The 24,163-nt window shown below is 47.6% G+C and carries 22 protein-coding genes and 1 tRNA gene; 10 read left to right on the top strand and 13 right to left on the bottom strand.

Annotated elements, in window-relative coordinates; genetic code table 11:
- The first annotated feature begins 76 nt into the window (after positions 1-76).
- The 5 genes from JSU04_18215 to JSU04_18195 all read left to right on the top strand — a co-directional run bounded on the left by JSU04_18215 (position 77) and on the right by JSU04_18195 (position 3,317).
- Positions 77-850 (top strand): transporter substrate-binding domain-containing protein, encoded by a 774-nt coding sequence (locus JSU04_18215; GenBank protein ID MBS1972246.1) that lies wholly within the window; start codon positions 77-79, stop codon positions 848-850.
- Positions 851-935: 85 nt separating this feature from the next.
- The gene (locus tag JSU04_18210; protein MBS1972245.1) at positions 936-1,244 is read left to right on the top strand and encodes a hypothetical protein; all 309 of its coding nucleotides are present in this window, start codon (positions 936-938) and stop codon (positions 1,242-1,244) included.
- Positions 1,245-1,249: 5 nt separating this feature from the next.
- Positions 1,250-2,143, top strand: coding sequence for a hypothetical protein (locus JSU04_18205; protein MBS1972244.1), 894 nt, complete (start codon positions 1,250-1,252; stop codon positions 2,141-2,143).
- 53 nt (positions 2,144-2,196) lie between these two features.
- Positions 2,197-2,283 (top strand) — tRNA-Leu (locus JSU04_18200).
- 131 nt (positions 2,284-2,414) lie between these two features.
- Positions 2,415-3,317 (top strand): alpha/beta fold hydrolase, encoded by a 903-nt coding sequence (locus tag JSU04_18195; protein ID MBS1972243.1) that lies wholly within the window; start codon positions 2,415-2,417, stop codon positions 3,315-3,317.
- Positions 3,318-3,320: 3 nt separating this feature from the next.
- Here JSU04_18195 and JSU04_18190 read toward each other — a convergent pair whose 3' ends face one another.
- The 5 genes from JSU04_18190 to JSU04_18170 form a co-directional block, all read right to left on the bottom strand.
- Positions 3,321-3,845 (bottom strand): dihydrofolate reductase family protein, encoded by a 525-nt coding sequence (locus tag JSU04_18190; GenBank protein ID MBS1972242.1) that lies wholly within the window; start codon positions 3,843-3,845, stop codon positions 3,321-3,323.
- 16 nt (positions 3,846-3,861) lie between these two features.
- Positions 3,862-4,974: a hypothetical protein gene (locus JSU04_18185; GenBank protein ID MBS1972241.1), complete on the bottom strand. Its 1,113-nt coding sequence runs from the start codon at positions 4,972-4,974 to the stop codon at positions 3,862-3,864.
- An 11-nt stretch (positions 4,975-4,985) separates the two neighbouring features.
- Positions 4,986-5,780 (bottom strand): hypothetical protein, encoded by a 795-nt coding sequence (locus JSU04_18180; protein MBS1972240.1) that lies wholly within the window; start codon positions 5,778-5,780, stop codon positions 4,986-4,988.
- Between the two features lie 158 nt (positions 5,781-5,938).
- The gene (locus JSU04_18175; GenBank protein MBS1972239.1) at positions 5,939-7,057 is read right to left on the bottom strand and encodes a mechanosensitive ion channel family protein; all 1,119 of its coding nucleotides are present in this window, start codon (positions 7,055-7,057) and stop codon (positions 5,939-5,941) included.
- Complete coding sequence (locus JSU04_18170) at positions 7,038-9,287, bottom strand: bifunctional alpha,alpha-trehalose-phosphate synthase (UDP-forming)/trehalose-phosphatase (protein MBS1972238.1); 2,250 nt, start codon at positions 9,285-9,287, stop codon at positions 7,038-7,040. Before JSU04_18170 ends, JSU04_18175 begins: the two co-directional genes overlap by 20 nt.
- Positions 9,288-9,354: 67 nt before the next feature.
- Here JSU04_18170 and JSU04_18165 point away from each other — a divergent pair, with 67 nt between their 5' ends.
- From JSU04_18165 to JSU04_18155, 3 genes are all read left to right on the top strand, one after another.
- Entirely contained in the window at positions 9,355-11,139 is a 1,785-nt protein-coding gene (locus tag JSU04_18165) for a glycoside hydrolase family 15 protein (GenBank protein ID MBS1972237.1), read from the top strand.
- 66 nt (positions 11,140-11,205) lie between these two features.
- Positions 11,206-11,670: a hypothetical protein gene (locus JSU04_18160; protein MBS1972236.1), complete on the top strand. Its 465-nt coding sequence runs from the start codon at positions 11,206-11,208 to the stop codon at positions 11,668-11,670.
- A gap of 145 nt (positions 11,671-11,815) precedes the next feature.
- Positions 11,816-13,384 (top strand): hypothetical protein, encoded by a 1,569-nt coding sequence (locus JSU04_18155; GenBank protein MBS1972235.1) that lies wholly within the window; start codon positions 11,816-11,818, stop codon positions 13,382-13,384.
- Here JSU04_18155 and JSU04_18150 read toward each other — a convergent pair whose 3' ends face one another.
- The 3 genes from JSU04_18150 to JSU04_18140 all read right to left on the bottom strand — a co-directional run bounded on the left by JSU04_18150 (position 13,385) and on the right by JSU04_18140 (position 16,634).
- Positions 13,385-14,440, bottom strand: a complete 1,056-nt coding sequence (locus JSU04_18150) for a DUF3943 domain-containing protein (protein MBS1972234.1) — start codon at positions 14,438-14,440, stop codon at positions 13,385-13,387.
- Positions 14,441-14,576: 136 nt separating this feature from the next.
- Complete coding sequence (locus tag JSU04_18145; protein ID MBS1972233.1) at positions 14,577-15,047, bottom strand: DUF488 domain-containing protein; 471 nt, start codon at positions 15,045-15,047, stop codon at positions 14,577-14,579.
- A gap of 75 nt (positions 15,048-15,122) precedes the next feature.
- On the bottom strand, positions 15,123-16,634 hold the full coding sequence (locus JSU04_18140) for an MCP four helix bundle domain-containing protein (GenBank protein MBS1972232.1): 1,512 nt from the start codon (positions 16,632-16,634) through the stop codon (positions 15,123-15,125).
- 198 nt (positions 16,635-16,832) lie between these two features.
- On the opposite strand from JSU04_18140, the gene JSU04_18135 reads away from it, so the two are divergent.
- Entirely contained in the window at positions 16,833-17,093 is a 261-nt protein-coding gene (locus tag JSU04_18135) for a helix-turn-helix transcriptional regulator (GenBank protein MBS1972231.1), read from the top strand.
- Positions 17,094-17,116: 23 nt separating this feature from the next.
- Here the strand turns inward: JSU04_18135 and JSU04_18130 are convergent, their stop codons facing one another.
- Positions 17,117-17,443: a hypothetical protein gene (locus JSU04_18130; GenBank protein ID MBS1972230.1), complete on the bottom strand. Its 327-nt coding sequence runs from the start codon at positions 17,441-17,443 to the stop codon at positions 17,117-17,119.
- Between the two features lie 95 nt (positions 17,444-17,538).
- On the opposite strand from JSU04_18130, the gene JSU04_18125 reads away from it, so the two are divergent.
- Positions 17,539-18,408 (top strand): LysR family transcriptional regulator, encoded by an 870-nt coding sequence (locus JSU04_18125; protein MBS1972229.1) that lies wholly within the window; start codon positions 17,539-17,541, stop codon positions 18,406-18,408.
- Here the strand turns inward: JSU04_18125 and JSU04_18120 are convergent.
- The 4 genes from JSU04_18120 to JSU04_18105 form a co-directional block, all read right to left on the bottom strand.
- Positions 18,397-20,649 (bottom strand): AAA family ATPase, encoded by a 2,253-nt coding sequence (locus tag JSU04_18120; protein ID MBS1972228.1) that lies wholly within the window; start codon positions 20,647-20,649, stop codon positions 18,397-18,399. The two genes, JSU04_18125 and JSU04_18120, sit on opposite strands and share 12 nt — an antisense overlap.
- Positions 20,650-20,661: 12 nt before the next feature.
- A complete protein-coding gene (locus JSU04_18115) occupies positions 20,662-21,369 on the bottom strand; it encodes a hypothetical protein (GenBank protein ID MBS1972227.1) in 708 nt (235 codons plus the stop codon).
- Between the two features lie 234 nt (positions 21,370-21,603).
- Positions 21,604-23,037 (bottom strand): NAD(P)/FAD-dependent oxidoreductase, encoded by a 1,434-nt coding sequence (locus tag JSU04_18110; GenBank protein ID MBS1972226.1) that lies wholly within the window; start codon positions 23,035-23,037, stop codon positions 21,604-21,606.
- Between the two features lie 146 nt (positions 23,038-23,183).
- Positions 23,184-23,942 carry a hypothetical protein gene (locus JSU04_18105; GenBank protein ID MBS1972225.1) on the bottom strand — a complete coding sequence of 253 codons (759 nt, stop codon included), beginning with the start codon at positions 23,940-23,942 and terminating at the stop codon, positions 23,184-23,186.
- Between the last annotated feature and the right edge of the window lie 221 nt (positions 23,943-24,163).

Below are 24,163 nucleotides of genomic sequence, written 5' to 3'. Positions count from 1 at the left end.
GCTTTCATTATATAGAAGTGGGGGTTTACTTTGACAAGAGTTTAAAACAGGCTCTTAATAATCCACTGAGGACGCCATGAAACCCATCCTTGTACTGCTCTGCTTATTATTGGCCTCTAGCTCCGCCCTGTGCCAGAAGATGGAGACTCTGAAAATCGCGATCTACGATTTTCGTCCGCATGTTTTTGTGGACGCCGGAGAAACTGTCCCGACAGGGGCTGCCATTGAATTTTTAACTGAGACTCTGGACATCGATGGACAATATCAAATTCAATGGGTGGTTTCGCCGTTTTCACGGTTTCTCGCGGATATGAAGTCAGGCAAAGCTGACATGGGAATTTTTTTAGCTAAAACCCCGGACCGCGAACAAAGCTTTCGTTACTCTGATCATTCCATCTTCACGACGGACTCTGGTATTATTTTACCAAAAGACGTGGCGTTCACAGATCTTAAGAGCATCAAAGGACAAGTTCTCGGACACACGCAGGGCTCTGTGGAGCCGGACTACTTCAAGGGTACGGAAATCAAATTTGACCGCCTCAGTGGCGAAGATGTGATTGAAAGAAACTTGCGCCGCTTGAAACTTCACCGCATTGATGGCGTCTATGTTCCGACTTTTTCCAATGGAGAGTTCCTTTTAAAGAAATTGTCGATGGAAGATCAATTTAAAATCGTGAAAATACCGAACACTTCGCTTGAGCTCTACTTTGTGTTCCGCAAAGACATCGATGCGAAAACCTTCACCACTATTAACGATCTTTTGAATAAGCATCGGACCGCCTACACGGCACTACTGGAAAAATTCATGAGCCAGCAGAAGACGGCCGCAGTAAAACCCGGACCTAAGTAATATCTCAAATTGAGACTCAACCATCCCCCCTGAAAAGCCGATAAGTTTCGGGTAAGAAGACAACCTTAACAAAGGGGTATTTACAATGGGTTTTAACCAACAATATGATGTGCCGGGACTTTTTGATTTCCTCACAAACACTCCAGAGTCTGGCCTCAGAAAAATGCTGGTTGACGGCAAAACCTTCACGAATGAGCACTTCGGTCTCATGATGAAAGTTGTGCGCGCTTGTGACGAAGCTAAATTCTGCGATCACGCGGAAAAAGCCGATTTCCCAAAAGTGAAATTCGGTCCTGCTGAAATTAAACTCAAAGAAAAATTCTGGGGCGACTGCTTTAACTGCTTATCAGCTAAAGGCCTTTTGAATCCAGCGCAGAAGAAGCACGCTGCTTAATTGCCGTGTTTGCCTATCTCGCTTTTGAAAATTTCAGCGACGAGCTCGCAACCGAGCTCAAAAATAAGAAGGCGATCTCAGATCGCCTTTTTGTTTCCGAGACTCTCCAGAAATGCATCTGGGCGCAGGTCATTTGGTATGACTGCGAGATCCTCGAGATCGAGTCCGTCGGCGACGCTGTGAAAGCGTTGAAAGCCCGTGGCAAATGGTGGGCCCTCTATTCTTTTGATCACCACCGCCGCGCTCAACTTGTTCAAGATCAACTGCCGAAATATAAAATGCCGCCAATGAAGTTCCTCGGCGAAGTTCCGACGCAGCCAATGGGCGCGTGGACGATGATTGAGAAAAATAAAATCCTGGTCGCGGCAAAGACCTCGAGTCCTTTTCCGCTGGGTGAAATTCATTTTGATGAAGACAAAGAGACTCCGCCTTCGCGTGCCTATCTTAAACTGTGGGAGGCTTTGACGGTTGAAAAAACTCTGCCGGCGAAGGGTTCTCTATGTATGGATCTCGGCAGCTGCCCTGGGGGATGGACCTGGGTTCTGCAACAGGCCGGCGCCCGTGTGATCAGCGTCGATAAAGCGCCGCTGGATCCAAAGATCGCGCGCCTTCCGAACATTGAATACCGTAAGAAAGACGCCTTTGCTTTGAAGCCTGAAGAGATCGGCCCGATCGACTGGCTCTTTTCAGATATTATTTGCTACCCACCTCGCCTGCTCGAGCTTGTGCAGGAGTGGCGTGCGAGTGGCCTCTGCAAAAACTTTGTCTGCACGATTAAATTCCAAGGTGAAACCGACTGGGATACGATGGCGAAGTTCCTCGAAATCCCCGGCTCGCGCATTGTGCACCTTTTCGCGAACAAACACGAAGTCACCTGGATATTGACGCAATCCGCTTAACTTGAAATTTACCTAGAGTCCCATTAGTCTGGGATCCTTCTTTCCGGATCCGAGCGCGGGTGGTGGAATTGGTAGACACGTAGGTCTCAGAAGCCTATGGGAGAAATCCTGTGGGGGTTCAAGTCCCCCCTCGCGCACCAAATATAAAAATAATTCTATTAGAAATGTTCATCTGGACCCGTAGCCAAATTCTTTCACTCCAGAAAGTAGTATATATATCGCGGCTTCCTGCTATCATTTCTGAATGGATGGAATTGTCTCTCAGGATTTTATGATTACGAACGAAGACTCAAAACTTCGTCTGTTCCTCAGAAATAAGCACCTACAAAACATGAAATCTTTCTCGGCGGATAAAACTGTTCTTTATGTTCATGGGACCACTCAACCGTCAGAGGCGATCTTTGATTTGCCGATCGATGACGTGTCTTTTGCCGATCATCTTGCCAGCGAAGGTTATGATGTTTGGTATTTGAATATCCGCGGCTATGGTCGATCCGAGGCGCCCAAAGTGGTTAAGAAGTATTTCGCCACAACGGACGAAGCTTTGAGCGATCTGAAGTGCACAATCAAGCACATTTTTAAACTACGCAAGATTAAAAAAATCAATCTGATGGGCTGGTCCTGGGGAACAATCATCATCGGCGCCTATGCTGCGGAAAACCCAAAACAAGTTTCAAGATTGGTCCTTATGGGTGCCCCCTGGGTCACGAAAAAAGCGGATCATGACGAAAAACTTGATGGCAAATTCTGGCAAGAATGGACTGCCGGAGAAATGCTTCAGAAACTTCGTAGTGGCGCTCCTCCGGGATCAAAAAATTTCTCTCGCGCTACACGCATTGCCTGGGAAAAAGCCCTCGTCAAAAGCCAGCCTGAAGCCGCGAAGCAATCACCGGTAAAATTTCGCTCTCCTACCGGAGTGCTCTTTGATGCCGCGAAGTTTTGGCGTAACGGAATTGCCTACTATGACCCGGCAAAAATCCTCGCGAAGGTACTGATCTGCTGTGGAGCCTGGGATATGAACGCGCATATCTTTGAATCACAAGACTTGCTGGATAAAATGACCCATGCCGCGGCAAAAGAGCTGCGCGGCATTCCAAAGTCCACTCATATGATGCAAATTGAAGCCAACCGCGCCGTTTTATTTCACTACGTCCAAAACTTTTTAGAGTCTTAGCCGTTACTTTACCGTGTATATCACCGAAACGCAGGTATCACCCAGCTGACGTATTTCTTTGATCTTGAACGCAGTGTCCGTTCTACGCGCAAACATTTTTTTTCCCTCGTTGAGGAAAACTGAAACAGTTTGAACATTCATTTCATCAAGTAAGCCATGATCAAAAAATTGACCGACGAGGTCTCCTCCGCCCATGAGCCAAACATTTCGTCCATTCGCGAGCTTCACAAGCTCCTGGTGACGAGTGACGACATCGCCTTGAACAAATCGGATGTCGGCTCCTGGAAAGGCCGGAAATTTTCTATGAGTGAAAACAAAGCAAGGAACGGAGTAAGGCCACGATTCCTTCACATTATCAAGAAGCCATTGATAGGTTCCCGCCCCCATGGCAATGGATCCCACCGTCTTAACAAACTCGTCGATAAAACTGATATCCGTCGGACCATTTTTGAAAAGCCACTCCAGAGAGTGGTTATTATCAGCAATGTATCCATCCAAACTCGCGGCAGTGAAGTAAATGGTTTTCATACAACAAGCTTAACAGTTAAATTCCCGACATGAAAGAGCCATTTGGAGCCGAAACTCCCGGATTCCCATCAGGCATTTTGCCGACAACGAATTTCGAGAACGGATAAAGAGGATGCGGAACCGGACCCGGAGTGATCTCCCAGACGCCCCCGGCCTTTCTCTTGACGATCACGTGCACACCCAACTCCGAATAAAAACATCCCATTCCGCCGACCGGCGGAGTTTCAAGACTGATAGAAGGCCCCGCTCCAGGAAAACTCAAACTGCTTGTGCAACTCACAGGACCGCTCGGTGGTGGCGGCGGCGGCGGAATGACGACGGCCGTTGGATCTGTCGGTGGAATGGACGGCGGTGGCCCTCCGATCGGTGAACAGATAGCGCCCCCTGCCCCGTTAGATACCAGGAACTGATTCGCAGGACAGCTTTCCGCTACGAGCGAGTCCAAGCCTTTACAAATAGCATTACCAAAACCGTCGAATCCAGAGAGCAACTGATTCATGCACGGACTTCCGGCATAGCAATAGGTCTTTCCACCTGTCGCATATAAGTGCCCGCCGACGGCACCACATAAATCATAGGTGTCGTCCAAAATAAAACAGCGTGAGATTCGACGATTGGGATCAACCGACAGAACAAGCCCGCTCAAAATTTGCGGAGCGTTCTTAACTTCCGCGCCGTTACTGATTTTCGAAGTCTCGATCACCGCCAAACCATATTGCAATGTATTGCCGGAGATGAGCGGATCCTGCATGTAATTCACCCCCTCAGGCAAAACTCGGTACGTGAGTGAATCCACGCGAAGGCCATACTTGGTGAGAACTGCCCCCGTCTGCGCGACATCACTCCCCTCATCCAACGAAAAGGCCAGTTGCAGCTTTCCAACCCCGGCAAGACTTGGATTATAATTGCGAGTCGAGTTTTGCAAATGCGACGAACACGTCGCCGGAGTCAAAAAAGAATTTCGTAAAAAATCCTGTGCCATGAGGCTTTCGCTCTTCGCTTTGAGGCCCTGAAATTTTTCAAATAATTCCTGAAGCGCCACGGACATACCAAAGACGATCAACAACGCCAAAGGGATCACGACTATCATTTCCATCAAAGTTGAACCACGTTGACTCGAGAGCCGCATACATTCTCCTTCTAGAGACTTTGGCAGCGAGCTGTTCCATCTCCATTGGAAACCAAGTAAGTATTTGCAGGACATGTTTGTCCGATCAGCTGAGCCGCCGTATAACAATTGGGACTGCCATCAGTTTGATAACCCATAAAAACTTTGCCGCTACCAGAACCGCAAGGATACGGAAGTTTGCATTGAGGACTTCCGCCTGGAGTATAAGTGCCGCCCATATCCGTACAGGCCTGCTTTGCCCCCGAGATCGCGTAGCAGCTCGTGATTGCGTTGGTTGAAGGGTTCACCGAAAGCACCATGGTGCCGATGATTTTCTTTTTCATGTCAGAGCCCCCCAGATAGCCGTTCGGATCTCCTACTTTTGTCATGGTAATAAAGAGGGAGCCGGAATAAAGTTGATTCCCCGGTGTGGCCGTATCCGGCGAGGGCGGACCTAATGTGCGAAACCGTAACAAATTAATACGAAGACCATATGCAGGAAGAGTCGTGCCGTCCGAAAGCACTCCAAGAACGTTGCCGCCGAGGAAGGCGAGCTTCATTCCATCATCGCTATCGGCTTCCGTAGGAATATATGTCAAGGTGCTAGGTTGAAGACTTGCCTTACAAAGGTTCGGATACGCAATAACACCCGTGAGGATGTTCACCACTCCACGGCTATTAGAAAGAGCATTCACGTTAGCACCATAACGGAACATCGACTGAGACAGTCCCGCAATGATCAGAGCCAACACGCTGACAGAAGCAATTCCGATGACGACAGTAATTAAACCGAAGCCGCCATTATTGCGTGCAAATACACACCCCATACTAAACAATATAGAATAGTTGTCCGCACCAAACAATTCAGCGGCCTCAGTATTAGACTCAACATGAGATGTTGCCCAAAAATTTTGTTGCCCAAGGATAACGTTATTGGCAATGACCGCTCTTTATTCGATTCAGAGCAGTTTTATTCTCTCGAAAACTAGTTCTCGAGGTTGTGTTCGCGCTCTGGAAATCCGTCTTCATCTTCTTCATCGACATAGGCATTCACTTCATTTTTGAAAACTTGCACCGGCAGAGCAAAGCCAATGCCTTCTTGTGTAAACTTCTCGATCATTGAGAACAAAATTTCTTGCTGGAGATTCATATAGATTTGGTAATCGGAGTTATTAACCCAAAAGATTGTCTCAAATGTCAGCATCGAATTTCCATATTCAGATAAATGGGAACGCTCAAATGTCAGATCCTGCATACTTTTGATCTTATCTTCAAACCACTTCGGAAGCGTTTTCAATTTATCCAAGGGCGTATCATAAGCGACATTGATCTTGAGAGCCACACGTCTCTTCCACATGCGTTTAAAATTCTTTACCCGACTTTCAAGAAGATCTTTATTGGCAAAGATCAGCTCTTCTCCCGTCAGGCTGCGAACTCGCGTGGTCTTAATACCGATATTTTCAACGGTCCCTTGATCATTTCCCACCACGATGTAGTCGCCGACCACAAAAGGCTTATCCAACACAATCGAAAGAGAGGCAAATAAATCTCCGAGGATATTCTGAGCAGCCAAGGCGATAGCGACACCGCCGATACCAAGACCTGCCAGCAAGGCTCCGATATCAACACCGAGATTACTGAGGCAAATTAAAAAAAGGGCGACAAAGAAGAACGCATTCATTGTCGTTGAAATTAACTTCATAGCGGAAGCACTGCTTGCATCCGCCTTCACGCGTCTTTCAATGTAACTGCCTTCCCAGAACTTTAGAGCGTCGCGGCCCCAGATGCCAACCTGGAGAGTTGTTAAGATTACGACGAAAGATCGTAACGCTTTTACTAGCGATGGGTCCGGCGTAGCAAAAGATGACAAACCGTAAAAGATCCAAATAAAAATAGCAAAAGACTTTGTATCAGCCAGGCCCAGAGCTAAAGCGTCGTCCAACTTTATGGCTGTCGAGTGGGCATACTTCTGCCATCTCTTTCCGAGAGTATGCACAATGGTTTTCACCAGGATCGTCAGTAGCAAAGTCCCGGCGAAAACAGCAATCCAAGCAAAAAGAGGCCGATTTTCGGTGATCAGCGGATCATTTAAGAGATCTTTCACAGAAATTCTCCTCTTCAAGGGTCGTTTCACCTGTTTGTCGGCTGTACTGAATCAGCGCGCGGAAGAAAGGCGCCACCTCTTCCTGACTGCGAAGACGGAAACGGGCCTCAGTTTTTTCTCGGCCAATTTTAACCGAAGCTCCGGTATCGCCGAGAACTCTAAACATATCTTCATCCGTTTTATCGTCGCCGAGGCAAAGACAGGTATAAGTGTTTTCGGTGTCCGTCTGTAAAAGCCAACGGAGCAAAGAGCCCTTGTTACACTCAATAGCCCGGGCCTCGACGATTTTAGCGCCCATCATAATAGTCACCGGTTCATTGGATAGTCCGACTCGCAACTCATCGGCCAGTTTTCGGGCCTGAAATTCCGCGAAATCTTCGGGCGACTCGCGATAATGCCAGACAAGAGAAGCCTCTTTGGTCTCTAAGAAAGAAAGAGGTACTTTTTCACAGTATGATTCCATTGCCTTCTTCACGTTTCCATACCACGCATTAATATCGGAGGTGACGCGACTTTCCCATTCTCCTTCGGGCTTTTTGAAATAAGCTCCATGTTCTGCTGACAAGAAAACCGGCATGCCGCTAAACTGACTGTCGAGAAATTCTCTGGAGCGGCCACTGAGCACATAGACCTCCATATATTCACAGAGCTGCAACAAGAGAGCTTTCGTCTCTTTCATCAGCAGAGCCCGACCCGGTGTCCGGGCCAGTGCCACGACAGTGCCGTCGTAGTCGAGCACCATGCGCAATTTTTTGCCTTTGATGTACTTTGTGAATGAATGCGGCCACAAAGACGGGTCTGCCGCCAACAGCTCCACGCGACGAAGCACCACGGACTTATCAACGGCTTCAAGATCATCCAAGAAAGCTTCCGCCCATTTGGTCGCCGAATAGCGGAGTAAAATGTCCTGCGAGTGGTGCAACCTTTCATAGCGTTCTTCCTCACTCATCGTATACGCGCGATAAATGGCGTCGGCGATGGCATCTACGTCCCATGGATTAATGATCAAAGCATCACCGAGTAAAGAAGCCGCCCCCGCGAATTCGCTTAAAATCAAAACTCCCGGAGTTTTGAGGTCCTGCGCAAGCACATATTCCATCGCCACTAAATTCATGCCGTCGCGTTTGCTTGTAACGAGAACGGCATCTGCGCGACGATACAGCGCGAGCAACTCTGTTTCAGGAACCGAGCGATAAATATATTGAACCGGAGAATAATTAGGGCCGCCGAATTGACCATTGATTGCGCCGACCAAGCGATCGACGACTTTCTTAAGGTTCTTGTAAGCAGGCACACGTTCGCGTGTCGGGACTGCGACTTGCAACAAGGTGATTTTACCAATGAGGTCAGGGTACTTTTTAAAAGTCTGCTGTAGCCCTAACAGCTTGAGGTCGAGTCCTTTGGTGTAGTCAAGCCGATCCACGCCCAGAAGCATATACGGAGCGACGCTTTGCTCGCGGTACTGCTGAGCTTGCGCCACAACCTCTTCATGCTCGGCTTTCTTCAGATAGCCTTCGGTATCGATACTGATCGGATAAACACCGAGATTTACTGTGTGTCCTTCCATCTCCGCTTTAAAGAGCGACGACTCAATGCCGAGAATCGCCTTTAAACAAACATCGAAGTGGCGAAGATAAGAATGCTCATGAAAGCCAATTAGATCACATTGCACAAGAGAGGACAGAATTTCTTCTCGCACCGGCAGCTGACGGAACAGTTCTGCACTTGGAAATGGGATATGTAAGAAAAAGCCAATCTTGAGCTGTGGTTTCAAGTGACGCAAAAATTTCGGCAATAACATAAAATGAAAGTCATGGACCCATACCGTGTCACCCGGGTTCGCTACGCGAGCAACACCTTCTGCCATTTTTAAGTTGGCTTCGACATATGCGAGCCAATTGTCCCGATCGAAATTGGCGAAGTGTCCTTCATAGTGGAAAAGCGGCCAAAGAATATCATTTGAAAAACCATCGTAGTATTTTTCATAGATGTCTTTCGATAGCTGAATAGGATAGCACTGTAAATTCTCGACGTGTTTGGAGGCTTCTTCCTGAATTTTTTTAGCCGCCTTCGGATCGCTTTCAAAACCTACCCACGCAAATGGCTCATGGAGACTCACTCCTAGCAACGCCGACACCAAACCACCACTGCCACGCTTAAGGTCTCCTGTTTTAGGATCTATGCTAAAAGGCAATCTATTACTCACAAAAATTCTTTTAGTGTTTGGCATCAGGGTTTCCTTCTGTATACTACGGAGGTCTTATCAACTCACCCCACGAAGCCAAAAAGGTTTACGAATGAATAATCATCGTTATGACATGGGGCTGATCGGCAATTGTGCTTATTCAGCACTCATTGATAAAAATGCAAATGTGCAGTGGCTATGTTGGCCACGCTTCGACTCTAGTTTCATCTTTGGAGGACTCCTCGATCAAGGCAAGGCGGGTCATTTTAAAATTTGTCCCTCGACAAAAAACTACACATCAACGCAAAGATATCTCGACAACACAAATGTGCTAGTCACGCGCTTTGAGAGTCCTGAGGGCGTTTTCGAGGTTATTGATTTTGCTCCGAGATTTTTACTTTTCGAGCGTCAGCATAAACCCCTTATGCTCTTTAGAAAAATAAAAAAAATTTTAGGTTCCCCAAGGATTCTTGTCGACTGCAGTCCCGTGGGAGATTACGGAAAATTAACACCTTTGCATATGCAAGGAAGCAATCACATCCGTTACGAGGGACTTGAACAGCCTGTGCGTTTGACGACGAACGCTTCACTCACCTATTTGGTTGAGAAACGTGATTTTGCTCTCAGTGAAGATCTTTATTTTGTCCTTTCTTGGGGAATTCCTCTGGAAGGTCCCCTCGAAAGCACCTTTGAAGAATTTCTCAGCAGAACAACACGCTACTGGATGAAGTGGGTTGAGTCTTGTACGCTGCCAAGTATTTTTCAAAAAGAAGTGATTCGTTCCGCACTGACCCTGAAGCTCCATCAGTATGAAGACACCGGGGCAATCATCGCCTCTTGCACGACGAGCTTACCGGAAATTCCGGGTGAAGGACGCAACTGGGATTATCGCTTTTGTTGGCTACGTGATACCTACTATACAATTTCGGCACTGAACTCCCTCGGTCACTTTGATGAGATGGAGCGGTACGCGCACTTTATTGAAAACCTAAATCTCGATCAGCTTGAAAGCCTGCAACCAGTCTACCGCATTGATGGATCACCGGAGATGACCGAAATCGAATTGCCCATGGAAGGTTATCTTGGCAATCAGCCTGTGCGCATCGGCAACCAGGCCGCTTCACAAATTCAGCACGATGCCTATGGGCAAGTGCTTTTGGCGCTCTACAGCCTTTACACTGACGAACGCCTGATTGATCGTCATGTTCGCTCTTCAACACAAATGATGAAGCGGGTTCTAAAGTATTTAGAGAAAACGATGGAAGAGCCAGACAACGGCGTCTGGGAATTCCGCGGAAAACGCGCCGTCCATGCTTATACTCTGCTCTTTCACTGGGCCGGAAGTGCGGCGATTCTTAAAATCGCCCGCAAAATCGGTGATGGCGACCTCGAAGCCCGCGCGCTCAAAAGCCGCGACCACGCGGCAAGCTTGCTTGAAAGCTGCTACGATTCAGAGAAGAAAGCTTACACTCAAGCGATCGGCTCTAAGGACCTTGATGCAAGTATGCTTCAAATGATTACTCTGGGTTTTCTGATCGATCATCCTCTCGAAAGATCCATGGGACATCTCGCAGCCATCGAAAAGGAACTCGAGCTCAGTCCGGGCTTTTTACTCCGCTATCGCCATCAAGATGATTTTGGCCTGCAAAAGTCGGCCTTCCTGGTTTGCAGTTTCTGGCATATCGAAGCTCTGGCCTCGCTCGGTCTGGGCGATCGCGCCGAAGAGCTGTTTAAACGAGTTCTGGTCGCCCAGAACCACCTTGGCCTGATGAGCGAAGACTACGATCTTGAAACCGGCAGCCAATGGGGGAACTTTCCGCAGACTTACAGTCATGTCGGACTCATCAACTGTGCTTTTGCCATTGATAGGGCCCGTCGCAAACCCGGCTTTTTGTAAACTGGTGAAAGCGCTTCGATTCCCGTTGGAACCATGCTATGGTCACGCTCCTTAAAGGACGTGGCCATGAAGCAAACTCAAATCGTAAAAATCCTTGCAGCCGAATTCGGAACTGTCGATGTGAATGAGTTAAACAAACTCTTTCGTCAAAAAGACGCACCCAAAACTAAGTACCGCCTTTCTGGAGAAAATCTCGGCCACATCGGTGTGACCGGCTTGATTAAAATGATCACCACTGACGGTGTGAAAGTGATCGGCGAGACCCGCACGACGCTTGTTCGTTTTGATGATATCGAAGGCTTCGCCAAAGCAAAGCCTCGCTCAGAGCGCGCCGTTCACACCAGCCCTAAAAAGAAAGTCACCGCAGTAAAGAAAAGCGCTTTAGAAGAAGCCCTTGAAGACGATGACGAAGATGATGGCGATTACAGCGACCTTCTTCCAGAGGTGGTCACTGTGCCGAAAAAGAAACGCCGCCCGGTAAAACCTATTGGTAAGTCCGGCAGCAAATTCATCCCAAAAGAAAAGAAGTAACCGTCTCAAACCGAGACGCCGTGTTTTCCCTGGGTGCCTAGCAAGAAACGGCAACCCGGGACGTTCTGCCCTTTCAATTCCCTCTTAAAAGCTCCTCATCTGGTATATCCCTTGCTCTGTTTAAGTCGCAGAAATGAGGTCAAGCATGAGAGCTTCCAAACTATTTTCAGTGCTTTTCACTTCGGTCCTGACAGCAACAGTTTCTTCCGCATCGGCGGCCCAATACTGTGCTGCGATTCGCGGTAACGGTGAGCTGATGCCGGCGCACTGGGGTGCAATGTCGAGTATCGTTGAAGAGCAAGGCCTTCCAGCAGCGATGGCCGGTGGAAGTTCAGCCAGTATCACGATGTTCCTGCTCGAAAGTATTTCTCTAAATCCCCTGGCCCAAACCAATAGTGAGCGAGCGCTCTTAATTAAGTCTTTCCAAGGCTACCTCGAGGCCCTGACACAAACTCCCGAAGGCAAAGCAATTCAAGCCCTGCTCGCGGATAAAGGTGCCTTCCAAGCACTACTGACGACGGCACCTAAAATAGAAGATGCTATCAAAAGTCCAGCAGCGAAAGCCTTGCTGCTAAAACATCTCTCTCAATTGCAAACCCTGATGAACTCAAACGACCTTAAAGAAGTCATTAATCCTGAGTTCATTCTTTACGTGCAAAGAACAGCGAAACTGGCGATGCAACAAGACGCTGCGGTGATGCCTCTTTTGAGCTATCGTAGCAGCCAGATTTCCCAGGCGATTCAAAACTTTGGCAAGTTTGATGCGCAAACTGATAAAACTCTTTTTGTCCGCCCTGGTTTAATTGATTTTAAAAAGCTCGCATCGATCCTCGGTCAAATGGGCAATTTCTATGCGAATTACAATAACGAATCCGGCAAAGGGCCCCAGATCGAGCAACGCATGAAGGACTTCTTAAAAGCCTGTACGCCCGGTTCGCAAAACCTCTCTTGGCGTGAACTCAATGAAAAGCGTCCTCAATGTCGTCAACTCATTGGCAGCGCAGCTTTGATGTATCGTGAATCCGCTGCCCGTGGCAAAAATCGTGTCGATGAAAACGTCGGCGCTTACATTCCGGCATTCCCGACGACTTCCGTCTTAACCGGTGCCGCCGTTGAGCAGTTCACGAAACTCTACATCGACTATCAAACGACCACCGACGAAAATTTCGGTGATTTCTCTGTGAATCCAGAGGACCTACATTTCGGTTACTGGGGTAAAGATGACGGTCTTACAAAAATTGAAAATCAATTCAAGACAGTTTCAGAATATAAGAACGATAGAAAATCTCAGAAATTTATGTCTTTAGGTGAAAGCGCGTGGATAAATGTGATTTCAACTTCTCCGGCAGAGCCAGGTCTTTCTCGCATCCAAGCCTTATCACGCACGCAGCTCTCGGCGGGCGGCTGGAGCGACTTGCATCCGGTTCTTGTTCTGAAAGCTTTCGGCTGTGACAATATTGTTTATGTCACTCGCAAAGGGGAAGAGTCGAAGTTTGCCCAAGGGACCTTCCGTCGCCTCACGCAAGCCGATGATAAAACGATGGATCAGTTCTATAGTATCGCAAATCCGCAGAGCTCGATCATGCTTTCACAGAAGAATGCGACAAAGATCAAATGTACTGATTGGAATAGCTTTGACGTGACGAAAGACCTTAACGGCCTGGTGGAAGAATCGATGAGAGCTCCCCTCATCGATCCGCCAAATTGTAAATAGTTAGAACTTAAACTGTAGCTCGAGGCCCCAGAACCCACTCTTTTCGATATTCGGGCCCGAGCCATAGCTGCGCTGACGCACAACCCAGTTGGCGCGCGCATCTTGAACAACCTTCTTGCCAAACACATTATTAATCTCATCGCTAATAGCGCCCATTGGGTTCATAACGATCATTAAGAAAGAACCAAATTTTTTTGAGCCCAGAACTTTTCCGTCGTTTGCGCGGATCCTCATTTCTGTGCGATAGAAGATCTCGCCCATAATCGATCCAATGACCGGTGTAATGATCAAATCCTGAATCGAAGGAACTTCCGCAAAGGCTTCAACACCGTATTCCCAGAAGAATGTCGACATCACAACCGAATAGCCAAAGGAGCCCCAAGGCCCTAAACCTGAATGGCGGGCAATTTGATAATAAGCCGCACCCGAGTAAGGATGGCCGATGAAGTTAATAGCCCAATCGTCTTTATCGACGACGGGACCTGCCTTCACGTTGTCGCGCCAGTTCTTACCGAGATTCTTCATTTTACTTTTATCCCACTTGGACACGCTCTCTGGCATCATATATAGAATGCCCGCGACCCCCACTGCCGCCAAAGAAGCATTGCGTGTGCTGGTATAAATGTTTCTTTCTGAAGATTTCAGCCGACTAATGTCGATTTCACGACGCCATTCAGTTTCATTGGATGGGCTTAAAATCACAACACTCGTCAGTGGATTCTGTGGATCTTGATCACAAAGTCTGCGCGGATCGTTCACTCCCATCATAGGTGACGACTCGAGCTGCTTTTGAATGAGTAAGCAAGACTCTTGGTCCCGCGTATCGATGGTAATCACCTGGCCTTTGGCCATTCCCGAAGCACGGCTTCTTTCGGTTTCGATTTCACGGTTGATTCGTTCGATGTCTTTACGTGTGTAGTAACGACCGTAAGGATTTTCAATCGCCTCCTGAACAGGATCCGGCGTCGGCGAAGGCTGAAAAGCCCACTCAAAGGCATGAGCCTGAATGGACGAGATCAGGAGAGCGGCAACTAAAAGTGAAGGGCGCAATTTCATATCAGTTTTCTCCAGAATATAGGTGAACGATTCTTATAGCAGAGAGCGCTCGATTTTTCAGGGGGAGCATAAGGGAACTTGGAAAGACTTCTTACTTGTCAAAAATTTGGACAGTTCAGAGCTTTCCATTCTTGAGCTAACGCCACATACGCAGATTTGGCGGCAGCACTTCAAGATCAACAACTTTCACTTTTTTATCTAAGCGACGCACTTCTTCAGAAACTCTATGGCGATGACAATCAGACGCATCGGCTTCAAAACATAAAAGACAGGTGTTCTTTTCCCGGAGAAGTTTTCTGATAAGATTTATGTCCTTACGCTCTTTCGGCAGAATCTTTTTCACGTAGTCTTGAAACATTTTATTCCGGGTTATGAGCTTGGCCTTGGCTTTGTGGCGCCACTCCACCGGCACTCCCAGACTCGGCAGGTGAAGATACTCGATTCCCTTCTCCGAAAGATTCTGAGCCAAGCGGTTCTTAGAGAAACCTTTCTTTCGGCTCACAGGATTTTTCCTGACATCGACGACGATCTCGATGTCTTTCTTGGCTAGAAACTCGACAAATTGATCTATGCTTGTGCTTTCATAACCGACCGTAAAAAGCTTCATACGAAAACGCTAACAAAAAAAGGACGCCGGAGCGTCCTTTTCAGATCTTATTTCAGAAATTTGCCAAAAGCCGGTTTATGCCGCGGCATTTATCTTCTCAGGCAGGCTGCGAAGATTTTTCTGCGCCATTTCTTCTGGCGGTATAGCATGCTCCGTCTTGGCGCTGGCTCCCTTAATAGTTTCTTCCAGCAAAATCACCACGTTCGAAAGAGATTGAGCTTGAGCTGAGAGCTCTTCGGCGGCTGCCGCCGCCTCCTCAGAAGAGGCTGCATTCACCTGCGTCGTTTGATCAAGCTGATTTAGCGCTTTACTGATCTGAGCAATGCCGTTGGATTGTTCCTCACTTGCGGACGCGATCTCGTTATTCAACTGAACGACCTTTTTCACTGAATCAAGAATTTCAGCAAGCACGGCGCCACTCTGATTGGCTTGAGAGCTCCCCACTTCAATCTTTGTGACACTGCCCTTGATAAGGCCCGCGATGTCTTTAGCTGCAGACGCGCTTCTTTGCGCCAAAGCACGGACTGCATCTGCAACCACGGCGAAGCCTTTACCCTGCTCACCGGCACGAGCTGCCTCAACCGCGGCATTCAGCGCCAGCAAATTTGTTTGGAATGCGATATCATCAATAACATTGATAATTTCTTCAATCTTTTTGGAGTCCGAAGAGATCTCATTCATCGAGGTCACAAGATCTCGGATCTCTTTTTCACCACGAGCCGCCACGGCGCCCGTTGAATTTGAAAGCTCCGCGGCTTGGCGGGCATTCTCAGAATTTACTTTCACCATAGACGTCAGCTCTTCGACCGAAGCAACAGTTTCCTCCAATGACGAAGCCTGCTCTGTAGACGCTTGAGCCAGACCTTGAGAAGCAGACGAAATCTGCTGGGCCGCCAAGTTCACCTGATCGCCATTGTGGCTGAGGTCAGTGACAACGCGGTTAATAGTGCGACTGAGCTTCACAAGAACTATCGCCGCCAAAGTAATACCAAATAAGATCGAGAACAAACTGATCGCCATCACGAGGCTGCGTGAGCTCAGATAGAGCTCGTGTGCTTCTTTGGCTTCACGGTCCATGACTTTCTGATTGCGATCGGTCGTACTAAGAATGTACTTTTCGGCCTCTGCCCGGAGACCTTTGGTCACACTACGGCTCAGTTCAATGGCTTTGGCATCGTCGCCGTTCCAAGCATGAGCCTGAACTTCTTCTGATTTTTTGAACCAAGCCTCATAAGTTTCGAGGAACTTCGTGATCTCTTCTTTGCCAAGTTCAGTAGAAATGGCATGGAGATCCGCACAGAGTTTCTTCACTTCCTCATGACGTTTGTCCATGAGATTGCGGACTTGTTGCATGCTCTCTTTCGTGTCTTCGAGAATAAATGTCTTTTCATTCATTAACTGCAGATAAAATAGTGATTTAATTTCAAGTGCTATAGCTAATCGAGCAGCATTTTTTCCAACAATATCATTTAATGCATCGTTGATGGAACTCATGCGCGATAAACCCAGATAAGAAATAAAAACCATTGTGGAAACCAAAACAGCGACAACAACGCTGATCTTGAGATTCAAACTCCACTTCCCCATACGCCCCCTTTTGCGTCCAGTGAATCGGACGACACTCTATCGGTTGACCGCACAAGTACTTTAAACAAATTTGGCAGATATACTAAAGCAAAAACAATTTATGATGTAGTTCCGCATAGATAAGAAAGCTGTGTACAAAAAATTCTATAGGAACGTCCTATATATTGGACGCGATGAACTTAAAATTACGTTTATAATTTGAACACTATGAAAAAACTCAAGGCACGTGACAACCGCAACCAGAAATATCTTCTTGATCTTGGGAAACGCATTCAAACTGCCATTATCTTGGCTGGATATGCTTCAGTGTATGACTTTTGGATTCATTGCTGTGAAGAGAATGGCATTGCACGATCGACATTGAACTATATCGTTGCCGGACAAACAGACCCTAAGATCACGACCTTAAGAACCATCGCTGAATGTTTGGGGGTTTCTATCACTCAGCTACTTGGTTAAGAATCTGTCTGCCGGTTGATAAATTAATAGCAGTTAAGACTGATCCCACGTTTGCGATAGGACGATGTCAATGTTACTGATTCTACGCCTTCAGCAGTTGAATAGTTAGCACCTGCATGAATACCCGCATAATAGTTCCCATCCACTTCGCTCACAAAAACTTTGAAATCACCAAAATTCTTGTCCATTACATATGAAGCGATATCAGCACCTTCGATCACTCGCGGAGTTAGAATTTCCGTAGAACGAGTTTCTCCAGAAAGCGTGGTTAAAACGACATCGCATTTTTTTTGTGTAGCAAATGCTGGAACAACCCCGAAGAAGACAACGAATGGAAGAAAAAATTTCATTTGAATCCTCACTTTTTTGATGGGACCTCTTATACACAGCTTGTCATAATATTAAAAATGGATTATATATATTTTAATTATAATTTTTTATTATTATGGCAAACGAACCGAATATCTATCATCTCAAGTACTTTAAAACAGCCGCCGAGCTCGGTGGCATTGCGGCTGCCGCCAAAAAGCTCGGCGTCAGTCAGCCGGCGATCAGCCAGGCGATCCGCAAGCTTGAGGAAGTTTTACAATGTGAGCTGATGATTCACACCAGGAACCGCTTCAAACTCACGGAAGAGGGCAAGCTCCTGGTGAAGAAGGCGGCAGATCTTGAGAGCTTTCTCGAGAATCTCAAGAATGATCTTCGCGGATTGCAAAGCGAGCCCACAGGCCCGCTAACGATTGCGACGTCTTCCAGTGTGGCTTTCTATCTTCTTCCGGCCCTGCTTCGTAAGCTCACGGATAAGTATCCAAAGGTTCTGCCCAGTGTTCAGATCGGCAACACGCAGGAAATTGTCACTAAAGTGAAAGCCGGTGAATGCGAGGTCGGTATTCTTTTTGATGACGGGAGCCCCCTTGCGCTTGAGAAGAAAATCCTTCACCGAGGCAACTTTCGCTGCTTAATCGCTGAGGATCTCTCGGTAAAATCCGAGGAAGGCTTTTTAGTCACCCGCGAAAGCCCCGGAGTTTTCGATTTGCAAAAAGCTTATCGCAAGCACAGCGGCAAAGAGGCCGCTATTCGCATGGAGATTGAAAACTGGGAGGTGATCGCAGAAATGGCCCGCCTGGGTCATGGCATTGCTTTTCTGCCCGACTTCATCGCGAGCCGCCAAGCCGGTACCAAAATCATTGCCTCTATGAATGCCTGGGCCCAAAAGGTCGATTATCGCCTCTGCCAAGTCCATCAAGGAAGTCACCAGCTTTCAAACGTAGCTCAGATTTTCATCAAAGAACTATCCACTAACTCATTTCAGTAAAGAAAAAAGCTCTGTCAGCTTTTCCCAACGGCGATTATTTTCATCTGAAGCAATCGCGGTCTGCAGAGCTTGAGGCTCAGCCACCAAAAACACCAGCTCTTTCCCACGAGTCACCGCGGTATAAATCAGGTGCCGCTGCGCCAAAGGCAAATGCTCCGAGGTTATAACCACAATCACCGCACGATACTCCGATCCCTGGGACTTATGAATGGATATTGCATACGCTAAGGTCAGGCGATCCAGTTCTTCAAAATCAAAACGAATGCGTCGGTCATCGAACTCTATATCTAGATACTGCTCGAGATGATGGATCGTTCGAATAAAACCAATATCGCCATTAAAGAGATTCTTTTTATAGTCATTCTTGATGACCATCACTTTGTCACCCACAGCGAAGTTTTGCTCAAACCCCAGAATACTGCCCGAAGCTTTGTCCGCATCAGTGTAGAGTTTCTGCAACTCTTGATTAAGCTTCTGCGTTCCCAGAGCTCCCGTATTCAGAGGCACTAGAATCTGCACCTGCTTCATGTCGGTAATGCCATATTCTGTCGGAATCACACGCGTCGCGAGGTCAAAAACCATGCGCTTTGCTTCCTCGCTGCCATGAACCGGAAGGTAATTGAAATCGGAATCGAGGCCGTCCCCTTTGAGAGGCATCTCACCTATATTGATTCTTTGGGCATTGATTTTAATAAGACTCTTCTCGCTCTGTCTGAAAATCTCTTTCAGGCGAACAACCGTAAATTTCTCGGAGTCGATCATACTCTGAAGAATATTTCCTGCGCCGACGGGCGGAATCTGGTCCGCATCGCCAACTAAAATCAAAGCGCAGTGATCAGGAAGAGCTTCCAGCAGATGATGCATTAGTGCGATATCCACCATTGAAATCTCGTCGACCAGAACAAGATCCACATCCAAAGGGTTTTCCCGATTGTAGGCGAACTCTCCCGTCAGACCGTTAAGTTTGAGCAGACGATGAATCGTCTGCGCCGGCTGCCCGGTGGTTTCTTCAAGTCTTTTTGCGGCTCTTCCCGTCGGCGTACAAAGCGCAAACTTTAAAAACTGGGTTTGCAGAATCGTTGTTAACGCCCGCACCAGGGTGGTTTTTCCCGTTCCTGGCCCACCGGTAATCACCGTCAACGGCGAAGACAGCGCGGTCTCAATGGCCTCTTTTTGTAATGGCGCCAACTGTAAATTCAAAATGTTCTGAGACCAGGTCAAAACTTTTTCAAGATTAAGCCAGCCCCAGGGAGTGTCTTTGTATTGAAAGGCCTTCAACATCTGGGCGACTTCTTGTTCCAGTCTCCAGACATCATGCAGATAGATACACGGAACTCGGCCAATGGTATCTTCTACAAATTTCTTTTCGATGAGCTCTATCTCAAGAGCACTCTCTAAAGCTTCACGAGGACAATTCAATTTTAAAACAGCTTCCTCTAAAAGTTTCGTTTCAGGATAGGCGCAGTGGCCATGCTTGTAATATTCTTGTAACATATCCCCTAAGGCGCAGCGCAGACGTTCTTCGGATTCAATCGAAAATCCGCGGCGAAGAGCATAGGCATCTACGAGATCAAAACTGAGTCCTCGTTCGCGAGCCAAAGCATAAGGGTTTCTAACAAAATTTTCCTGCGCCTCAGCCCCAAAGAGAGGCCATAGCAGCTCGGCCCATTCCAGCGGCAAGTGCTCTGCAAAAAGAAACTTTTTAAACTTGTCCAAAGATTTAAATTTTTCCCAAGCTTCAATTATTTGCTGACGGCGTTTTCCGCCGACACCCTCGGCCTCACCGAGGCGTTTTGGATCTAGATCCATAATGGCAAATAAATTCTGTGGAAACTTATCGACAAGAGCCTTTGCGATACTCTTGCTGAGTTCCCCCATCGCCGGAGATTTCAGAAATTTCCGCATCGTTCGCTCGATAAGCGGCGGCCCGATCTCCAGCGAAACAGCCGGGAGAGTTTTCACCTCGCCCTCTTGAACTTCGCGCGCGATTTTCACAATGACACTTTGACCTGGAAAAGCCGAGGCCGCATATCCCGCCACCATGAAGTGACCTTTCACCGGCCCCTCGGGTTTAACATCTAACAAACACTGCCCGGTCACGGGATTTTGAAAAACTATTTTCTCGATGTGACCACAAATCAAACCTTGCTGTAGATTCGTGACAAAAGAAGGCCGCTCCCCCGCAAGAGGGGAACCGGCCGGATTCTGAGTATCGGGCGCTTCAAAGGATAGCTGGCTCATCTTTGTGCCTTATTAGTGCTGTGAAGCACCTTCCGCATTGTAGAACCGGTTATAGGCTTGTTTCAAAAACTGCACTTGGCGTGAAACCGGAGCACCTTGCTTGTCGGCACTCGACTCAAGCCATTGAATGTAGCTTTCAAGCTCCCCTTTAGGAATTTCTTTCAGCTTTTTGCCTTTATACTTCCTACCAAAAGCGATCATGTAATCACCGGGCTCTGTGGAGCCTGTGCTGGCGCTCTGCTCTTCTGTTTCAGGTGCAGATTCTGCTTCGCCGTCAGGACCTGCTTCAAGCTTCGGAGCTCTTGCAATCCTGTCATTCGGAAAGTTATTCGCACGCTGAACACGAGCCGGAGTCGCCGGCGAATCTACGATGCGCTTGCCTTCATCTAGTTCATCGGCACAGAACTGTGTTCCGTAACCAATTAACGCCAAAGCACGGCCAATGGCGCCGGTCTCCGCTTTCTCGATGAAGTCGGGAAATCCCTGAATACTCTCGTACTTGTGGGAAGTGGCAATAATTCTTCCTTTATCATCACGCACTGTTGCTTTCGCGTAAGCTGAAACATCAGTGACAGATACAAGCTCCGTCTCGATCGACCAATCCGGATGATCTTCGCGGAACCACACGAGACGATATTTCACCTCCAAATATTCCTTCCCACGAAGGTTCAATAGAGGCAGTTCGGTTCCTTTGGTTGTTTTGTAACTACGCATGGTCATTTTTCTTCCTTTGAAAAAAGGCACGCTCGGCTCGTCCATAAACACGTCGTGCGAAGTTTATAAACACCAAATCCGATTTTTACAGGCTGAGGATCTAAGAGGCTTGTCAGACTTGACCATTACTACTCACAAAAAAGAATCAGTGAGCAACCCATCTATATTATACATCGGCTAGACTTAGAGCAAGGAATGTATCGTGACATCCGCAGTCCAAACAAATAAACGAATCAGATTTCAGTAAGACTGCAGACTCCGGCCACCGAGCGCGCCTTGAGCCGCATTGAATCCACACATGCCATGGACTCCCGGTCCCGGCGGAGTTGATGACGAACAAATATAATATTTTTCAACATCCAGACGATAAGGATTGAGTTTAAATCCCGGTCGGAACAACAGCTGCTTCAGACTCATGTCCCCGCCCGAAATATCTCCACCGATAAGATTCGGATTCATCTTCTCAAGAGCTGACGCATTCAAAACGCTTCTCGCAAGAATCGCCTTCTTAAATCCCGGCGCAAATCTTTCGATTTGATTCTCAATGATCGCGGTGGCGTCGATCTGCGAGCCCTGCGGAACATGGCAGTAAGCCCAGGCGACGTGTTTGTCCTCTGGCGCGCGTGATTTATCAAACAAGCTTGGCTGGCTCAGCAAAACAAATGGTTGCGGCTTAATTTCACCGCGTGCAGGCCCTTCTTCAGAGTGAAATATATCTTTTGCGTGATTTCCTAGATGCACCGTTGCTGCATCAAAACAAGCAAGGTCCTTCCAGGGAATCGGCTGTGAAAGAGCCCAGTCCACTTTAAAAACTCCAGGTCCATAACGAAAATGAGAGAAATTTCTCCGCTCTCTTGGATGGAGCTCTTGACCGAAGAAGTGTAGAATCTGTCTCGGTGTTAAATCCAAAAACACATAGCGGCTCGCCGGCAACGAAGCCGGTCCCGAGACATGATACCCGAGTTCCACCTCTCCACCGAGTGCTTGAAAGTATGCAACCATTGCTCTAGCAATCTCGCGCGCACCGCCGGCTGGAATAGGCCAGCCTTGCATATGCGCCGACATATTTAACATCAGCCCCACCGCCGTCGTGCCGTAGCGATCCAGTGGAATATTCGAATGGGCCGCAATCCCTGCAAACAAAGCCCGCGCTCGAGACCCACGAAAGCGCAGTCGCGAGAAGGTTTTTGCCGGCATCAGTGCACTCATCCCAAAACGGGCCCACACCGCGGGAAATCGGGGCCAATGCAATGCCGGCCGAAAGATGTCGGCAAAAATCTCATCACTATACTTAGTCATCGATTCAATAAAGCGAAGATATGTTCCTGCATCGTCTCCGAGATTCTGAGCTGTATCTTCCGGAGAGACTTCCACTTGAATAGCCTCATCATCCAAAAGCGGATGCGCTAGAACTAAAGGAGAATGCACCCAGCGAAGACCATACTTGGCAAGTGGCAATGACTTGAAAAAAGGCGAAACCACAGCTAACGGATGAACCGCCGAACAAACATCGTGCAAGAAACCGGGAAGTGTCAGTTCAGCAGTGTGCAGTCCTCCCCCCGCGAAGTCTGACTTCTCAAAGACTTTCACGGCAAGGCCGGCGCGAGCTAAAGTAATCGCTGCTGCAAGGCCATTTGGCCCCGAACCCACGACAACGGCATCATAGTTCTTCACGATTCCACTCCATCGTGAAAGTTTATGGAGGTGCTTTGACCAGGCCCCCCACAAAGAGCCGACAAATTCGTCACTTGATGAAATTAGACATAAAAAAACCGGACCTCAATGAGCCCGGTTATAGACTTTTAACAAAATTGCCCAGACTAGTGCAATTTTACGCCGTTAGCTTCGAAAGCTTTTTGAACTTTACGCATAAGCTGTTGCTTTTGCTTTTCAGTCTTGTAGTTCGCAGCATCTTTACCACCGATCGTTGTAGAATTGGTGTTGAAGTTGCCGGAATCGATCGCCTGATTGATGTCACCCACGAGGAAGATACCGCCTGGGATTTGCTTGCCATCAACAGTCGCTGGGCCGAAAACTGTGAAAGAAGCGAACTTCTTATTGTCATTTGTGAAGAAACTTTGAGTGATCGTCACTTGTGGGAAGTTGTTTTTAATATTTTCGAACTGAATCGCCACACCTGCCAACTTCTTAGCATCTGAACCCGTCAAGTTGCTGAAGTACGCATACACAGTGTATTGACCGGGAATAGACTTCACAACGTACTGGTATAGTGAACCGGATACGATCGCTGGGAAGCTCATGCCTGTTGGCAATTTAGAAACTGGAGTCAAGTTGATGTCACCGAAGAGGTTGAAACTTGCTCTCAAACCAACGTGGAAAAGTCCTGCGTCGTCTTTATAAAAAGCCACTGTGCCGTATTTGCCGATGGGGAATTCAGCTTCCATATCTACTTCCACGTTCTGACTGAAAGTCGTGGAGTACTCAAAAGTTTGAGCATCTTTCGAAAGCTTAATGTGTTTAATGTATTCAGCAGCATCAGAACTTGTTTTACAAGCTGTCAGAGAGAGAGCTGCTACAGCCAAAACGGCTACTGTTTTATTGAAGAGAGTTGTCTTCATAATGGTTCCTCCTTGTGTTTTTGCTGTTTTATTGTCGATGCAAAAGGAGGCAAATTCGAGTCGAGGAATAGTCCTGATTCGCACACAGAATCGTTCCGAAACGCAATTCTGCGGCGGATTCCAGGATCGGAGCAGAGAGCAAATATTCTATCTGGCTATTAGTATGTGATTAAAATGTTGTCTACTGATATCGCCGAGCAACTTCGTTTTTCGCAGTAAAA

This window comes from Bdellovibrionales bacterium (assembly GCA_018266295.1).
Classification (GTDB): Bacteria; Bdellovibrionota; Bdellovibrionia; order Bdellovibrionales; family Bdellovibrionaceae; genus JACMRP01.
The sequence above is the reverse complement of the archived record's forward strand: the minus strand, read 5'-3'. Positions and strand labels throughout refer to the sequence as shown.

Coding starts and splice junctions, on each gene's coding strand:
- JSU04_18170 (MBS1972238.1), bottom strand. CDS start 9,287: ATGCCAAACACTAAAAGAATTTTTGTGAGTAATAGATTGCCTTTTAGC.
- JSU04_18185 (MBS1972241.1), bottom strand. CDS start 4,974: ATGCGGCTCTCGAGTCAACGTGGTTCAACTTTGATGGAAATGATAGTC.
- JSU04_18190 (MBS1972242.1), bottom strand. CDS start 3,845: ATGAAAACCATTTACTTCACTGCCGCGAGTTTGGATGGATACATTGCT.
- JSU04_18125 (MBS1972229.1), top strand. CDS start 17,539: ATGGCAAACGAACCGAATATCTATCATCTCAAGTACTTTAAAACAGCC.
- JSU04_18165 (MBS1972237.1), top strand. CDS start 9,355: ATGAATAATCATCGTTATGACATGGGGCTGATCGGCAATTGTGCTTAT.
- JSU04_18145 (MBS1972233.1), bottom strand. CDS start 15,047: ATGAAGCTTTTTACGGTCGGTTATGAAAGCACAAGCATAGATCAATTT.
- JSU04_18115 (MBS1972227.1), bottom strand. CDS start 21,369: ATGACCATGCGTAGTTACAAAACAACCAAAGGAACCGAACTGCCTCTA.
- JSU04_18105 (MBS1972225.1), bottom strand. CDS start 23,942: ATGAAGACAACTCTCTTCAATAAAACAGTAGCCGTTTTGGCTGTAGCA.
- JSU04_18195 (MBS1972243.1), top strand. CDS start 2,415: ATGATTACGAACGAAGACTCAAAACTTCGTCTGTTCCTCAGAAATAAG.
- JSU04_18180 (MBS1972240.1), bottom strand. CDS start 5,780: ATGGGGTGTGTATTTGCACGCAATAATGGCGGCTTCGGTTTAATTACT.
- JSU04_18150 (MBS1972234.1), bottom strand. CDS start 14,440: ATGAAATTGCGCCCTTCACTTTTAGTTGCCGCTCTCCTGATCTCGTCC.
- JSU04_18120 (MBS1972228.1), bottom strand. CDS start 20,649: ATGAGCCAGCTATCCTTTGAAGCGCCCGATACTCAGAATCCGGCCGGT.
- JSU04_18215 (MBS1972246.1), top strand. CDS start 77: ATGAAACCCATCCTTGTACTGCTCTGCTTATTATTGGCCTCTAGCTCC.
- JSU04_18130 (MBS1972230.1), bottom strand. CDS start 17,443: ATGAAATTTTTTCTTCCATTCGTTGTCTTCTTCGGGGTTGTTCCAGCA.
- JSU04_18155 (MBS1972235.1), top strand. CDS start 11,816: ATGAGAGCTTCCAAACTATTTTCAGTGCTTTTCACTTCGGTCCTGACA.
- JSU04_18210 (MBS1972245.1), top strand. CDS start 936: ATGGGTTTTAACCAACAATATGATGTGCCGGGACTTTTTGATTTCCTC.
- JSU04_18140 (MBS1972232.1), bottom strand. CDS start 16,634: ATGGGGAAGTGGAGTTTGAATCTCAAGATCAGCGTTGTTGTCGCTGTT.
- JSU04_18160 (MBS1972236.1), top strand. CDS start 11,206: ATGAAGCAAACTCAAATCGTAAAAATCCTTGCAGCCGAATTCGGAACT.